We start from the raw sequence: 14,962 nt of genomic DNA, 5'->3' as shown, positions 1-14,962 counted from the left end.
TTTCCGCTACGCTACCGACTCTGTGATATCTCCTACATCGATCGGCTCGTCCGGATTGCGCGGTTTCGCCGCCGCAGGCGTGCTCCTCGGTGCCGCACTGACAGCCGGCTGCTCCAGCGGTACAGCCGCAACGCCACCACCCGCCACCACCACAACCGAGGCTCCCAGTCACGCACTGACCAGCGAAGCCGTATCGCGTTACCCCCGCCTCCCCGACGCCCCTCCGGTGGATTCCCCCACTGCCTCCTGCTCGTACACAACTTCGGGATCGGCCGCACGGAGCGCGACGCTTCCCTCGAAGTCCGCCTCGACCACCGGCACAGAGGACCTAGCATTCGAGACCTCTATCGGCCGTATCGAACTCGTCCTCGACAGAGGCCGTGCACCCTGCACGGTCAACAGTTTCGTCAGCCTGGCCCAACAAGGCTTCTACAACGGCACGTCATGCCATCGGCTGGCCGACGAAATCGGTCAGCAGTACTACCAGTGTGGCGACCCGACAGGAACCGGCACGGGTGGACCGGGCTACACCTATCCGGACGAGTACCCGGTGCAGCAGTTGATGGCACAGACCGCGACGGGAAGGCCCCCGCAGATAGTCGCCTACCCGCGCGGGACGGTAGCCGTGGCCGACAGCGGCAGAGCCGACTCGAACGGGAGTCAGTTCTTCCTGATCACCGGCGACACACTGCTGCGCCCCGATTACACGGCCTTCGCCCGCATCACCGACGAGTCACTGGCGCGTCTGGATGCCGCGGCGGCGACCGGTCACGACGCCAGCTCGATTCTGGGCGGCGGCGTACCGAACACCCCTGTGACGATCACGTCGGTGGGGTAACCGCTCGATCCGTCCTAGGCTGCCGACGTCACCCGGTAGACGTCGTATACACCCTCGACGTTGCGGACCACGTTCAGCACGTGCCCGAGATGCTTCGGATCACCCATTTCGAAGGTGAATCGGCTCACCGCAACCCGGTCGCCGGTGGTGGTGACGGATGCAGACAGAATGTTGACCTTCTCGTCGGCCAGCGCCTTCGTCACATCGGAGAGCAACCGGTGCCGGTCGAGTGCCTCGATCTGGATCGCGACGAGGAACACCGATGACGGCGACGGCGCCCACTCGACCTCGATGATCCGCTCGGATTGCTCACGCAGAGAACCCGCATTCGTGCAGTCTGTGCGATGCACGCTCACCGAGCCGGTGCGCGTCACGAACCCCATGATCTCGTCGCCCGGGACCGGGGTGCAGCACTTCGCGAGCTTCGATACGGTGCCAGGTGCGCCCGGGACGAGGATGCCGGAGTCGCCGCTCTGCCGCGAGCGGGTGGGGATCGTGGACGGTGTGGACCGCTCGGCGAGTTCTTCTTCGACGCCGCCGACACCGCCGAGCAATGCCACGAGGCGCTGGACGGCGTGATGAGCCGACACATGATGCTCACCGACAGCGGTGTAGAGCGCCGACACATCGGCGTAGTGCAGCTCCTTGGCGACCGCCACCATCAGATCGGCGTTCATCAACCGCTGCAACGGCAGTCCGACTCGGCGGACTTCCTTCGCGATCGCGTCCTTGCCCGCTTCGAGTGCTTCCTCTCGGCGTTCCTTCGCGAACCACTGCCGGATCTTCGCCTTCGCGCGAGGAGAGACAACGAACGCCTGCCAGTCGCGGCTCGGCCCGGCATTCGGGTCCTTCGAGGTGAATACCTCGACGACCTCGCCGTTCTCGAGTTTGCGTTCGAGGGCTACGAGTCTTCCGTTGACTCGTGCCCCGATACATCGATGTCCGACCTCGGTATGCACCGCGTACGCGAAGTCCACGGGGGTCGAACCCGATGGCAATGTGATGACCTCGCCCTTGGGGGTGAACACGAAGATCTCTTTGACGGCGAGGTCGTACCGCAGAGATTCGAGGAATTCGCCGGGATCGGCAGCTTCACGCTGCCAGTCGAGCAGTTGACGCATCCACGCCATGTCATCGACCTCGGCGACATCGCCCGAGTGCCTGCCTTTGGTCTCCTTGTACCTCCAGTGCGCGGCAATCCCGAACTCGGCGGTCCGGTGCATGTCGCGCGTCCGGATCTGCACTTCGAGCGGCTTACCCTCGGGACCGATGACCGTCGTGTGCAGCGACTGATACACCCCGTACCGCGGCTGCGCGATGTAGTCCTTGAACCGCCCCGCCATCGGCTGCCACAGGGAATGGACGACGCCGACAGCGGCATAGCAATCGCGGACCTCGTTGCACAGAATCCGCATACCCACCAGGTCGTGGATGTCGTCGAAGTCGCGGCCCTTGACGATCATCTTCTGGTAGATCGACCAGTAGTGCTTCGGGCGGCCTTCGACGGTCGCGTCGATCCGTGACGCGGCGAGCGAGGACCCGATCTCGTCGCGCACCTTGGCCAGGTACGTGTCGCGGGACGGGGCGCGGTTCGCGACCAGTCGCACGATCTCCTCGTACTTCTTCGGATGCAGGATCGCGAACGAGAGGTCCTCGAGTTCCCACTTGACGGTCGCCATGCCGAGTCGGTGCGCGAGCGGCGCGATGACCTCGAGCGTTTCGCGGGCCTTACGTGCCTGCTTCTCGGGCGGCAGGAACCGCATCGTGCGCATGTTGTGCAGTCGGTCGGCCACTTTGATCACCAGAACCCGCGGATCGCGGGCCATGGCAATGATCATCTTTCTGATGGTCTCGGCCTCTGCAGCATTGCCGAGCACGACCTTGTCGAGCTTCGTGACACCGTCGACGAGGTGCGCAACTTCCTCCCCGAACTCCGAGGTGAGCTGTTCGAGGCTGTACCCGGTGTCTTCGACCGTGTCGTGCAGCAACGCGGCGATCAACGTCGTCGTATCCATGCCGAGTTCGGCGAGGATCGTCGCGACCGCCAGCGGATGGGTGATGTACGGATCCCCGGATTTGCGCCGCTGACTCGCGTGCCGTTCCTCCGCGACATCGTAGGCACGCTGCAACTGCGACAAGTCGGCCTTGGGATACAGCTCACGATGGATCGTCACCAGCGGTTCGAGCACCGGCTTGACAGCGGTGCTGCGCTGACCGGTGATCCGGCGCGCGAGGCGAGCCCGCACACGCCGCGAGGCCGAACTCGACGCAGGTGTCGCTGCGGGTGCCGCACCAGCGCTCTGGGACTTGTCAAGATTCTGGGTCATCCCCGTTCCTCCCATCGCTGGCTCCGGAACACCGGCTTTCCGCCAACTGTAATCCTCAGAGACGCACCAGCGACGTCAGCGGGTAGCTTTCCAGGCGCGCACGTCCGCCGAGCGCTTCGAGTTCGGTCACCACGGTGACCCCGACGACGTCCGCCCCGACCCGCTCGAGCAGTTCCAGAGTGGCGCCGAGCGTCCCGCCGGTGGCGAGGACATCGTCCACCACGAGCACTCTGCGCCCACGCAACGACGGCGACTCGTCGGGAATCTCGATGGCGGCCGTACCGTACTCGAGCGTGTACTCACACGTCTGCACCGGTGGCGGCAGTTTGCCTGCTTTGCGCACAGCGAGCACGCCCACACCGAGCTCGCGCGCCATCCCACCGCCGAGCAGGAAGCCACGGGCATCGATCCCGGCAACGATCTCGGCGTCCGGTGCGGCCGAGGCCAGCGCCGCGACGACTGCCGCGTACGCCGGGCCGTGGGCGAACACCGGTGTGAGATCGGCGAAGCGAACGCCGGGGCTCGGAAAATCATCGACCCAGCGCGTATGAGCCGTCACCGCGGCAGCGGCCTCTCGGAGCAGGTCAGGATCGGCGGTGCGTAGAACGTTCACCCGGTAAGTATCCACCGATCCATATTCCAACCCGCACCTGCGGCCGTCGGATTGCTGAGTGCGGCGTGCATGTTCGGGGCGAATCCGATGGTGCGCGGCTGCAGGAACAGCGGCAGTGTGGGCATCTCGTCCCACAGGATCCGCTCGCCTTCCTCCACGAGCCCCAGCACCGTGGCATTGTCGCCTGCCACGAGGAGACCGTCGAGGATCTCGTCGATACGCCCGTTGGCGTAGCCGCCGATGTTGCTTCCCGCACGTGAATGCAGCGCGCCACGTGCACCTTCCATGTCGGCCCGGCCTCCGGCCCCCGACGCCCCGGCGGTCCCGGCGAGCACCGCGTCGATCTGGCCCGCACCGAGCTGCGACGGAACGAATGTCTCGGACCCCGCGTCGACGATGTCGATGCCTGCGTCACGGCACGACTGCGCGATCAGTTCGACAGTGCGCGCGCGGCGCATGTCCGGTGCCGTGTATCCGACCCGTACCTGGATTCGCTCCTGCCCCGAACGTTCACGCTCAGCGCGCGCCGCTTCGAGATCCACCGTGCCGAACCGGTCGGACGGACCCAGCACGAGTGGGTACAGCGGCGAATCCGTCGGGAGCAATCTCGACCCGACAAGCCCCGACCGTTCGTCGTCGGTCGCCGCACCGAGTTCGTCGAACAGTTGCTGCCGTGGTACGCACGACGCCAATGCTCGACGGGCCGCGGGGTTCCCGAAGACTCCATTCGTCGCGAGGACGAGTTGTTCGAGGTTACGGGAGGCCGAAGTGGACGACTCCACCGTCTCCCCCAGCGCCGAGATGTGCCCGAGCGCTCCGTCGGCACTGTCGACGACCTGGACCTGTCCTTCCTCGGCCGCTGCCTGCGCGGCGGTTCCGCGGGGCCACACGACGATCCGGTCGGTACCGGGTGGATTACCCCACCACCGGTCGTTCGCCACGAGGACGAGCCCCTCGTCTTCGGTGTAGGACTCGATCCGATACGGCCCGGATGACGGCAGCAGAGCCGGATCCAGGGCTCCCGGTGTCAATGCCCACCCGGTGTTCCAGAATTCGGCGATCGGCCGGACCGCCTCGACATCGCCGCCGGTCAGGACACCCACCAGATCGGTGACCCCGGAAGCACGCGCTGCGACGTGCGAAGGCATCAGCTCGGTGGCACCGAACAGCGACTTCCAGTCGGTGTCTCCACGGTCCTGGCGGAACACCACGGTAGCGTCCTTGGAACCCGGGGCGCAGTCGATGCGCTCGATGTCGGCGTAACCGCCGCGGAGCGCCGCATCGAAGAGATCGGACTCGGTACCCGACTCGTCCGGCGCGGTGAAACGCCCACTGGCGGCAGCCCAGGTGAGCACAAGGTCGTCGCATGACATCGGCACACCGTCGGAGTAGACGCTGCCGGGCGAGAGCCGGTACTGCACGGTGAGCTGATCGCCCGGGACCGCCGTTGCCGTACCGATATCGGTGTCGGCGACGACGCGGCCGGCCGGGCCAACGTACCCGAAACCGGGCAGGACCCTGGCCAGCGCCTGCCGGGCTCCCGAGGCAGCGCCGTCCACCGTATTCGCGTTGTACGAGGTCACTGTGTTGTCGATCATGTATCCGATCGACGGCAGCGGCTCATCTTCCGTGCCGCAGGCCACGGTGGTCACGGCAGCCGCGGTGAGTGCCGCGCCGACCGCAACCACCCTCCGGAAGAGTCGGCTGCGTCGGTGGTGGGGTCGCTCGTTGCTTTCGCTCGCAGCCATATCAGGACCTTCTCTTGGCACGCTTTCCGGTCGGGCGGGCACCTGGTTGCGGGGTCCGCTGTGCAGGCGCCGAGCGCTGCGCTGCGAAGCTCACGGTCGGCGCGGCCGAGGCCTCGTCGCCCGCAGGCGCGAGATCACCGGCACGGCTCTGCGCACGCGCTGCTGCCTCTTCCCGCTTCGCGAGGACCTTGCGGGTGTGCTTCGCGATCGGGCCACGCCATTCCTTCAGCGTAACGAGAAGCGGACTCGCGAAGAACACCGACGAGTACGCACCGACCACGATCCCCACCAGCTGCACGAGCGCGAGATCCTTGAGGGTTCCCACACCGAGCATCCACACAGCGATCACCATCAGGGCGATCACCGGCAGTACCGAGATGATCGTTGTGTTGATCGACCGCATCAGAGTCTGGTTGACCGCCAGGTTGGTCTGTTCCGCGTAGGTCCGCCGGTGCAGATGCATGAGCCCGCGGGTGTTCTCCTCGACCTTGTCGAATACGACCACCGTGTCGTACAGCGAGAACCCGAGGATCGTCAGCAGACCGATGACGGTTGCGGGTGTCACCTCGAACCCGATCAGAGAGTAGACGCCTGCGGTGACGATGATGTCGAAGAACATCGCTGCGATGGCCGCGACGGCCATGTCCCGCTCGTACCGAACCCCGATGTAGACGCTCACGATCACCAAGAACACGAGCAGTGCGATCAGCGCCTTCTGCGTGATCTGTCCGCCCCAGGTCTCGCTGACGTCCGCGACACTGATGGCGTTGCGCGACGGCTCTCCGTCGGCACCCAACGGCTGGAATTCGTCGTACAGCGCGGTCTGCACCGCCTCGACCTGACCCAGGTCGAGAGTCTCCGACCGGATCTGGAAGGTTGCGCCCGCGCCCGCGCCGACGGTCTGCACCGATTCCGGCTCGGTTCCGATCGTGTCGCTGAACACCGTTTCGACCTCGGAGGCGGTCGCGCCTGCCACCGCGGGCATCTGGATCCGGGTACCACCCTCGAAATCGATACCCCAGGTGAAACCGCGCACGAGCATGCTCAGCAGAGCAACAGCCACGATCGCGGCGGTGATGATGTAGTAGCGCTTGCGCTGCCCGATGATCTCGAAGGCTCCTGTGCCGGTGTACAGACCGGAGAACCTTCCCTTCCGCGAGCCGATCGATGCCGTCGTCGTCGTGTCGGTCATCGTCACGCCTCCTTCGCCGAAGCCGCAGCGAGCTGACGCTCACGCGCCACCTCTTGAATCGCGCCGAGACCGTTCATGCTCGGCTTGGACCACGTCTTCGACTTGGACGCGAGATGGACGAGTGGCCAGGTCACAAGGAAGACGACCACGACGTCGAGGATGGTGGTCAGACCCAGGGTGAATGCGAAGCCCCGGACCTGGCCGACTGCCAGGACATACAGCACGGCGGCAGCGATGAAACTGACTGCGTTACCCGAGAGGATGGTGCGGCGGGCTCGAGCCCAACCACGCGGTACCGCCGACCGGAAGCTGCGGCCCTCCCGGATCTCGTCCTTGATTCGTTCGAAGAACACGACGAACGAGTCGGCGGTCATGCCGATTCCGATGATCAGACCTGCGATACCCGCCAGGTCGAGGGTGTACCCAATGTAGCGGCCGAGCAGCACCATGATGGCGTAGACGGCCAGGCCGGCCAGCACCAGCGACAACGCGGTGAGGAGACCCAGCGCCCGGTAGTACACGAGGCAGAAGATCAGCACGAGGACCAGACCGACCGCACCTGCGATCAGGCCCGCTTCGAGAGAGGCGAAGCCCAGCGTCGCGGACACCGTCTGGGCTTCGGAGGCTACGAATGACAACGGGAGCGAGCCGTATTTGAGGGTATTCGCCAACTCGGTGGCCTGGGTGTTGGTGAACTGGCCCGTGATCGAGGTGGCGCTACCGGCAGGTGTCGCGCCCTGGATGACAGGTGCACTCACGACCTTCGAATCGAGGACGAACGCAGCCTGCGAACCGATGTTCGCGGCGGTGTACTGCGCCCAGGTGGTGCTGCCTTCGTCATCGAATGTCAGGCTCACCTCGTAACGCGACTGCTGGCTGTTGAAACCGGACGTCGCGTCGTCGATCTGCTGCCCATCGATGATGCTCGGTCCGAGCAGGTAGATCGCCGTGCCGTCGGTCGAACATGCCACGAGCGGGAGCGCCGGATCATCGTTGCCTGCCAGCGGATCGGTGGCCGAGCAGTCGAGTGCGAGCGCGGCTTCCTGCTGCACCATCGGGTCTTCGCTCTGCCTGGTCGCCTTCGCTGCGGCGATGTCGGCTGCGGCCTGCTCCTGCTGGGTTAGCGGCTCGGAGTCCTGCGGTGCCGAGGCAGGTTGCTCCGGTGCGGGAGCAGCGTCGTCCCCCGGCTCGGCCGGAGCATCGGTTTCGGCCGGGGTATCGGTGGGATCCTGCGCTGGGAACGGTCGGCCCTGCGGTTCCGGAGCATCGTTCGGTGTCTGCTCCGCAGACTCCGGCTGAACCGGTGCTGCCGGGTCAGAGCCTTCCGGTGCGGTGGCGGCGCCCTGCGGCGCTGCGGGATCGGCGCCCTGCGGCGCTGCCGGATCCACGCCGTCCGCCGGTGCTTGCTCGGTGAGCTGGTCCGCCGTCATGGAACTGTCGATCGGGCCACCGATCACCGGCCGGATGTACAGACGGGCGGTCTGGCCCAGCGTCTTGGCCTGCGCACTGTCGTCGCCGGGAACCGTGATCACCAGGTTGTCGCCGTCGACGACGACCTCGGAACCCGACACGCCGAGACCGTTGACGCGGGTCTCGATGATCTGCTGGGCCTGCGAGAGACTCTCCTGGCTCGGGTTGCTCCCATCGGGGGTGCGTGCCGTCAGCGTCACTCGCGTGCCGCCTTGCAGATCGATGCCGAGTTTCGGGGTCGGCGACTTGTCCCCGGTGAAGAAGACCAGTGCATACAACGCGACGAGAATCACCCCGAACAGGGCGAGTGCGCGCGCGGGATGCACCGATCCATTGGAAGGTGCCACGGTCTGTCAGTCTCCTCGATACGAGTGAGTGGGTCGGTGAAGCGGCCGCGCAGGGCGTGACGGGTCGACACCGGCTACCGCGGTGTCGACCACGTGGGACGCGTCGGCGGGTCGAGACGGCTGAGCGTACGCCTCAGTGCTCGGTCGGACCCGACTCGGGTGATGTGGTGTCGGCGTCCTTGCGGAGCGAGATCGAGTCGAGGTCATCGGCCACCGCCGGCTCCTCGATCCGCTCACGGATGACCAAGCGCGACCACACTGTGACGACACCCGGGGCCACCTCGAGACCGACGGTGTCGTCGTGCAGGTCCACCACGGTGGCGTGCAGGCCCGCCGTGGTGACGACTCGGTCGCCGACAGTCAAGGAGTCCTGAAGGGCGGTAACCTTCTGCATCTCCTTCTTCTGGCGCCGCACACCCAGGAACGTGGGCACGAGCAGTGCGAGAATCAGGAGCGGGAAGAGCAATTCCATCGTTGAAGTCAGTCCTCGGGTTCGTAACCGGTGTAGCCGTGGTGTCCACCACAGCAACGCTCTGTCGGCCTCCACGGACCGACGCAATAGACCAGTGTGCCACTACCTCGAACGGGAAGGTATGTCCTGCCGTCCGGTGTGCGGCGATGAGACTCCTTCACTCCTCGGCATACGAATCGACGTGCGGTTCGCGGGCACGTACCTCGATCCCGCCGGCTGCAGCATCCGGAGGGGGCGTGAGCCCCAGCTGTAACCACGCGGCCTGCGTCGCGACACGTCCCCGTGGAGTGCGTGCCACCATGCCCGCACGTACGAGGAACGGTTCGCAGACCTCCTCGACCGTGGCAGGTTCCTCCCCCACTGCAACCGCAAGCGTCGACACACCCACCGGCCCGCCTCCGAAGCTGCGCACGAGCGCACCGAGCACGGCGCGGTCGAGGCGATCGAGCCCGATCGGATCCACGTCGTACACCTCGAGAGCGGCCTGCGCGATCTCGCGTGTGACGACGCCGTCGGCGCGAACATCGGCGTAGTCGCGGACACGTCGCAGCAGGCGGTTCGCGATGCGCGGGGTTCCGCGGGAACGACCGGCGATCTCCGCGCTGGCATCTTCGTGCAGGTCGATACCGAGTATGCGGGCCGAGCGCTGCAGGATCCGCTGGAGTTCGGGGGGGTCGTAGAAGTCCATGTGCGCGGTGAAGCCGAAACGGTCGCGCAGCGGGCCGGTGAGGGCACCGGAACGCGTGGTCGCGCCGACCAGCGTGAACGGGGCGACCTCGAGGGGGATCGATGTCGCGCCGGGGCCCTTGCCGACGACGACATCCACCCGGAAGTCCTCCATCGCCAGATAGAGCATCTCCTCGGCGGGCCGGGCGATACGGTGGATCTCATCGATGAAGAGCACATCGCCTTCGACCAGGTTCGACAACATCGCGGCAAGGTCGCCTGCACGTTCGAGTGCCGGGCCGGAAGTCAGCCGGAGCGAGGATCCCAGCTCGCCCGCGATGATCATCGCCATCGAGGTCTTCCCCAGCCCGGGTGGGCCGGACAGGAGGATGTGGTCGGGCGTGCCGCCGCGCATCTTGGCACCGCGTAGCACCAGTTGCAGCTGCTCCCGGACCCGGGGTTGACCGATGAAATCGTCGAGACTCTTCGGACGGAGGCTCGCTTCGATGTCGCCGTCGGACGAGGTGTATTCGGCTGTCACCGGCGATTCCTCGACGAACTCGTCGACGAAAGGAGCGGGTGCGTCGTCGTCGGTCATCGTGACTTACCCAACGCCGACAGTGCGGCACGCAATGCGGTGGAGGTGTCGGCGGCGGGATTCGCCGTCATCACAGTATCGGTCGACTGTTCCGCCTGCTTGAGCGGAAAACCCAGGCCGACGAGGGCCTCGACGACCTGCTCTCTGATCGGCGTGGATATCGCCGACGAGGTAGGCGCGTTCTCGTCGACGCCGTACGCGGCGACTTTGTCGCGTAGTTCGACGATCATGCGCTCGGCGCCGCGCTTGCCGATACCGGGTACCCGGGTCAGTGCCGCGGTGTTCCCGTCGGCGAGGGCAGCACGCAGCGCTGCGGGTTCGAGGACGGCCAGGGTCGCCATCGCGAGGCGGGGGCCCACACCCGACACCGTTTGCAGCAGTCCGAAGAGATCCCGCGCCTCCGAATCGGCGAATCCGTAGAGGGTCATCGAATCCTCGCGGACGATCATCGCCGTCACGAGTCGTGTCTCCTCCCCACGACGCAACGTCGCGAGGGTGGCCGGCGTAGCGTTGACGCGGTACCCGATCCCACCGCATTCGACAACGACGTGGTCGAGCCCGATCTCGAGGACCTCTCCGCGTACCGAGGCGATCACCGTGTCCCTGCCTTCCGGGCCGCGACCTGTTCGCGTAACCGTTGTTCGTACCGTCGCTTCTGTTCTTCCGCCGCAGCTTCTGCTGCCGCCATCCGCGCCAGCATCGGCGCCCGCCAACAGTGACAGATGGCCAAGGCCAATGCGTCGGCGGCGTCGGCCGGTTTCGGCGGGGTATCGAGCCCGAGAATGCGGGTGACCATCGCGGTCATCTGCTTCTTGTCGGCGCTGCCGTTTCCGGTGACCGCGGATTTGACCTGGCTGGGAGTGTGGAACATGACCGGGATACCCCGTCGGGCGGCCGACAGGGCGACCACGCCCCCTGCCTGCGCGGTTCCCATCGCGGTGCGCACATTGTTCTGGGAGAAGACCCGCTCGACGGCGACAACGTCCGGCTTGTAACGGTCGAGCCAGTCTTCGGCGGCATCGGAGATCTGCAACAGCCGCTCGGCAAGATCGAGATCCGGGGGCGTGCGTATCACGTCGACCGCAACGGGTACGACGACTCGGCCTCGGCCGGTGTCGACCATCCCGAATCCGCATCGTGTCAGGCCGGGGTCGACACCCATCACACGCAACCGCCACACCCTTTCCCGCGCTACGAACAGTTGTTCGAGAGCCTAGCGGAACACCCTGGCCGCTGCCTCGACGACACGCATCGCACATCCGACCTGTCGTGGCGCCTGCCCAGGAGCCGGCGCCACGGCGGTCGATCAGGCGTCGAGTTCGGCGAGGACTTCGTCCGGGATGTCGACGTTCGAGTAGACGTCCTGCACATCGTCGCAATCTTCGAGCGCGTCGATCAGCTTCATGACCTTCCGCGCACCCTCCGCATCGACAGGCACCTCGACCGACGCACGGAAGTCGGGATCGGCTGCGTCATAGTCGATTCCCGCATCGATGAGCGCGGTGCGAACTGCAACGAGATCCGTCGGTTCGGAGACGATCTCGAAGGACTCTCCGAGGTCGTTGATCTCTTCGGCGCCAGCGTCGAGGACGATCTCGAGAAGGTCGTCCTCGGACCGGCCGTTCTTCTCGAGCGTGACGACGCCCTTGCGGGTGAACAGGTATGCGACGGAGCCGGGATCGGCCATATTGCCGCCGTTACGAGTCATCGCGGTACGGACCTCGCCCGCAGCGCGATTACGATTGTCGGTCAGGCACTCGATGAGCAACGCGACACCGTTGGGGCCGTACCCCTCGTAGGTGATGGTCTGCCAGTCGGCGCCGCCGGCTTCCTCGCCCCCACCGCGCTTACGCGCGCGTTCGATGTTGTCGTTCGGAACCGAGCTCTTCTTCGCCTTCTGGATGGCGTCGAACAGGGTCGGATTCCCGCCGGGGTCCCCACCGCCGGTACGAGCTGCCACTTCGATGTTCTTGATGAGTTTCGCGAACATCTTGCCGCGCTTGGCGTCGATGGCCGCCTTCTTGTGCTTGGTGGTGGCCCATTTGGAGTGGCCGCTCATTCGCTTCGAGCCCCTTCCGGCGATGTGAAGTCGGTGAAACCGACAGTTCGGAGAGTCGAGTCTACCTACCGGCCCGCTACGTGCGAGCGCACAGCCTCGACGAAGAGCCGATGGACCCGCAGATCACCGGTCACCTCGGGATGGAACGACGTCGCGAACACCGCGTCCCGCCGCACCGCCACGACCCGCCCCTCGGCCGGGCCGTGGGGAACCCGGGCGAGGATGTCGATCCCGGCCCCGACCCGCTCCACCCATGGTGCGCGAATGAACACGGCCCGCACCGGTCCATTGTCGATGCCGACCATGTCGAGATCGGTCTCGAACGAATCCACTTGGCGACCGAAGGCGTTCCGCCGCACGGCGATGTCGAGCACGTCGAGATGCTCGGCGTCGGGCCGGGTGTCGAGTACCTCGGTGGCGAGCAGAATCATCCCGGCACACGAGCCGTACGCAGGCATCCCGTCCTTCAGACGCGCGCGGAGCGGTTCGAGCAGGTCGAACACTCGCAGGAGCCTACCCATGGTCGTCGATTCGCCACCGGGAATCACGATCCCGTCGACCGCATCGAGTTCTCGTTCACGGCGTAGCGCGACGGTGCGCGCACCTGCCGCGTCGAGCGCTGCTCGATGTTCCCGCACATCGCCTTGGAGTGCGAGCACTCCGATGGTCGGGGTGGTGTGCAGCAGCGAAGTTGCCACGGCGGACCGCCTTCCTCTCCATGTCATCGGTGGCCGCCGCTCCGTACCCGGTCCGAGCAGATCAGGACTCACGCAGACAGCGCGTAAGCCCTTCCTGCACGACCGCGGCGACCATGTTTCCTTCGCTGTCGTAGATCCGGCCCTGGGTCAACGCACGGCCGAACCCCGCCGACGGGGACGTCTGGTCGTAGAGCAACCAGTCGTCGGCCCGGAACGGGCGCAGGAACCACATGGCGTGGTCGAGCGACGCGTCCTGGGTCTCTACGTCGGGATGAATCACATGAGCGGAACCGAGCAAGGTCATATCGCTCATGTAGGCGAGTGTGCACACGTGGAAGACCGGGTCGTCCGGAAGTGCGGCACGCGAACGGAACCACACCCGCTGATGCGCAGCTACGCCCCGGTCCGCGACCATCTGCTCCGGTGGCACGAATCGGAAATCCCAGTTCGACCACTCACGCAACGCCCACGCAAACTCCTCACGACCCTGCTCGACGAGGGTCTTCGCGTCGGGGAGCTCTTCCGGTCGCGGCACCGTAGGCATCTCGTCCTGATGCTCGAGGCCACGATCGTCGACGTGGAAGGACGCCGACATCGTGAAGATCGCACGTCCGTCCTGTACGGCAGTGACCCGGCGCGTACAGAACGAGCGCCCGTCCCGGATCCGGTCGACCTGGTACACGATGCCCTTCGTGGGATCTCCGGGACGGAGGAAGTAGCCGTGCAGGGAATGGACCTGGAACTCCGGAACCACGGTGCGGACCGCCGATACCAGCGCCTGTCCCGCCACCTGGCCGCCGAACGTCCGAGGCAGCAACGTCTCCGTCGCAATACCGCGGAAGATGTTCTCTTCGATTCGTTCGAGCTCGAGGATGTCTTCGATCTTCGCCATGCGGGACCTTTCCGTTTTGTACTCGGAAGTAGGTTATCCGCCGGGCCTCGGAGAGAAGGCAGGGATGGCTACCAACCGCGCTCGGCGAGCCGATGCGGCACCGGAATGTCGTCGACGTTGATGCCGACCATGGCTTCGCCCAGCCCGCGAGACACCTTCGCAAGCACGTCGGGATCGTCGTAGAAGGTGGTGGCCTTGACGATTGCTGCGGCGCGCTGCTCGGGGTTGCCGGATTTGAAGATCCCGGAGCCGACGAACACGCCTTCGGCACCGAGTTGCATCATCATCGCAGCATCCGCAGGCGTAGCGATTCCCCCGGCCGTGAACAACGTCACCGGAAGTTTGCCTGCTTTCGCAACCTCGACGACGAGGTCGTACGGGGCCTGCAGTTCTTTCGCTGCGACGTAGAGCTCGTCTTCGGGTAGCGAGCTCAGCCGCCGGAGTTGCTGACGGATCTGCCGCATGTGGGTAGTGGCGTTGGAGACATCGCCTGTGCCCGCCTCCCCCTTGGAACGGATCATCGCGGCGCCCTCGTTGATACGGCGCAAGGCTTCCCCGAGGTTGGTGGCACCACACACGAAAGGCACGGTGAATGCAAACTTGTCGATGTGGTTCTCGTAGTCGGCGGGGGTGAGGACCTCGGATTCGTCGATGTAGTCGACTCCGAGCGCCTGCAATACCTGTGCTTCGACGAAGTGCCCGATCCGAGCCTTCGCCATGACGGGAATCGACACGGCCTCGATGATGCCGTCGATCATGTCGGGGTCACTCATCCGTGAGACCCCTCCCTGTGCGCGGATGTCCGCGGGTACGCGTTCGAGTGCCATGACTGCGACCGCACCTGCGTCCTCTGCGATCTTCGCCTGGTCGGGCGTCACCACATCCATGATCACACCGCCCTTGAGCATTTCGGCCATGCCTCGCTTGACGCGGGCGGTCCCGGTGGGGGCGGTGGTGTCCGGGGTACTCACAGCTGAACTCCTCAGAAGATCTCGACACAGCAGAACGGGATGCAGCGATCCGGCAGGACAATCCGGCACGA

Annotated in this window: 14 protein-coding genes; 1 reads left to right on the top strand and 13 read right to left on the bottom strand. The window is 65.8% G+C overall.

The window, feature by feature from the left end; genetic code table 11:
* The first annotated feature begins 55 nt into the window (after positions 1-55).
* Positions 56-838 carry a peptidylprolyl isomerase gene (locus ACSYG9_RS22090; RefSeq protein WP_454839925.1) on the top strand — a complete coding sequence of 261 codons (783 nt, stop codon included), beginning with the start codon at positions 56-58 and terminating at the stop codon, positions 836-838.
* A 14-nt stretch (positions 839-852) separates the two neighbouring features.
* Here ACSYG9_RS22090 and ACSYG9_RS22085 read toward each other — a convergent pair whose 3' ends face one another.
* The 13 genes from ACSYG9_RS22085 to pdxS all read right to left on the bottom strand — a co-directional run bounded on the left by ACSYG9_RS22085 (position 853) and on the right by pdxS (position 14,891).
* Entirely contained in the window at positions 853-3,165 is a 2,313-nt protein-coding gene (locus ACSYG9_RS22085; protein ID WP_440124488.1) for a RelA/SpoT family protein, read from the bottom strand.
* Positions 3,166-3,220: 55 nt separating this feature from the next.
* Positions 3,221-3,778 carry an adenine phosphoribosyltransferase gene (locus tag ACSYG9_RS22080; RefSeq protein ID WP_374229884.1) on the bottom strand — a complete coding sequence of 186 codons (558 nt, stop codon included), beginning with the start codon at positions 3,776-3,778 and terminating at the stop codon, positions 3,221-3,223.
* Positions 3,775-5,526 (bottom strand): ABC transporter substrate-binding protein, encoded by a 1,752-nt coding sequence (locus tag ACSYG9_RS22075; RefSeq protein WP_440124487.1) that lies wholly within the window; start codon positions 5,524-5,526, stop codon positions 3,775-3,777. The genes ACSYG9_RS22080 and ACSYG9_RS22075 overlap by 4 nt, the downstream gene beginning before the upstream one ends.
* Position 5,527: 1 nt before the next feature.
* Complete coding sequence (secF, locus tag ACSYG9_RS22070) at positions 5,528-6,718, bottom strand: protein translocase subunit SecF (RefSeq protein ID WP_440124486.1); 1,191 nt, start codon at positions 6,716-6,718, stop codon at positions 5,528-5,530.
* A 2-nt stretch (positions 6,719-6,720) separates the two neighbouring features.
* A complete protein-coding gene (secD, locus tag ACSYG9_RS22065; RefSeq protein ID WP_440124485.1) occupies positions 6,721-8,535 on the bottom strand; it encodes a protein translocase subunit SecD in 1,815 nt (604 codons plus the stop codon).
* Positions 8,536-8,668: 133 nt separating this feature from the next.
* Positions 8,669-9,007: a preprotein translocase subunit YajC gene (gene yajC / locus ACSYG9_RS22060; RefSeq protein WP_440124484.1), complete on the bottom strand. Its 339-nt coding sequence runs from the start codon at positions 9,005-9,007 to the stop codon at positions 8,669-8,671.
* 157 nt (positions 9,008-9,164) lie between these two features.
* Positions 9,165-10,271, bottom strand: a complete 1,107-nt coding sequence (ruvB, locus tag ACSYG9_RS22055) for a Holliday junction branch migration DNA helicase RuvB (protein WP_440124483.1) — start codon at positions 10,269-10,271, stop codon at positions 9,165-9,167.
* Positions 10,268-10,867 carry a Holliday junction branch migration protein RuvA gene (gene ruvA, locus ACSYG9_RS22050; protein ID WP_454839920.1) on the bottom strand — a complete coding sequence of 200 codons (600 nt, stop codon included), beginning with the start codon at positions 10,865-10,867 and terminating at the stop codon, positions 10,268-10,270. Before ruvA ends, ruvB begins: the two co-directional genes overlap by 4 nt.
* Positions 10,864-11,442 carry a crossover junction endodeoxyribonuclease RuvC gene (gene ruvC / locus ACSYG9_RS22045; RefSeq protein WP_169688934.1) on the bottom strand — a complete coding sequence of 193 codons (579 nt, stop codon included), beginning with the start codon at positions 11,440-11,442 and terminating at the stop codon, positions 10,864-10,866. Before ruvC ends, ruvA begins: the two co-directional genes overlap by 4 nt.
* Positions 11,443-11,577: 135 nt before the next feature.
* Positions 11,578-12,330 carry a YebC/PmpR family DNA-binding transcriptional regulator gene (locus tag ACSYG9_RS22040; RefSeq protein ID WP_440124481.1) on the bottom strand — a complete coding sequence of 251 codons (753 nt, stop codon included), beginning with the start codon at positions 12,328-12,330 and terminating at the stop codon, positions 11,578-11,580.
* A gap of 65 nt (positions 12,331-12,395) precedes the next feature.
* Positions 12,396-13,013: a pyridoxal 5'-phosphate synthase glutaminase subunit PdxT gene (pdxT, locus tag ACSYG9_RS22035; RefSeq protein ID WP_440127763.1), complete on the bottom strand. Its 618-nt coding sequence runs from the start codon at positions 13,011-13,013 to the stop codon at positions 12,396-12,398.
* Positions 13,014-13,089: 76 nt separating this feature from the next.
* A complete protein-coding gene (locus tag ACSYG9_RS22030) occupies positions 13,090-13,920 on the bottom strand; it encodes an acyl-CoA thioesterase (protein ID WP_454839917.1) in 831 nt (276 codons plus the stop codon).
* A gap of 68 nt (positions 13,921-13,988) precedes the next feature.
* Positions 13,989-14,891, bottom strand: coding sequence for a pyridoxal 5'-phosphate synthase lyase subunit PdxS (pdxS, locus tag ACSYG9_RS22025; RefSeq protein WP_169688850.1), 903 nt, complete (start codon positions 14,889-14,891; stop codon positions 13,989-13,991).
* Positions 14,892-14,962: the final 71 nt, after the last annotated feature.

The sequence above is a fragment of the Rhodococcus sp. SJ-2 genome (genome assembly GCF_053750035.1).
The sequence above is the reverse complement of the archived record's forward strand: the minus strand, read 5'-3'. Positions and strand labels throughout refer to the sequence as shown.

Coding starts and splice junctions, on each gene's coding strand:
- ACSYG9_RS22085 (WP_440124488.1), bottom strand. CDS start 3,165: ATGACCCAGAATCTTGACAAGTCCCAGAGCGCTGGTGCGGCACCCGCA.
- ACSYG9_RS22075 (WP_440124487.1), bottom strand. CDS start 5,526: ATGGCTGCGAGCGAAAGCAACGAGCGACCCCACCACCGACGCAGCCGA.
- secF (WP_440124486.1), bottom strand. CDS start 6,718: ATGACCGACACGACGACGACGGCATCGATCGGCTCGCGGAAGGGAAGG.
- yajC (WP_440124484.1), bottom strand. CDS start 9,007: ATGGAATTGCTCTTCCCGCTCCTGATTCTCGCACTGCTCGTGCCCACG.
- ruvB (WP_440124483.1), bottom strand. CDS start 10,271: ATGACCGACGACGACGCACCCGCTCCTTTCGTCGACGAGTTCGTCGAG.
- ACSYG9_RS22040 (WP_440124481.1), bottom strand. CDS start 12,330: ATGAGCGGCCACTCCAAATGGGCCACCACCAAGCACAAGAAGGCGGCC.
- ACSYG9_RS22030 (WP_454839917.1), bottom strand. CDS start 13,920: ATGGCGAAGATCGAAGACATCCTCGAGCTCGAACGAATCGAAGAGAAC.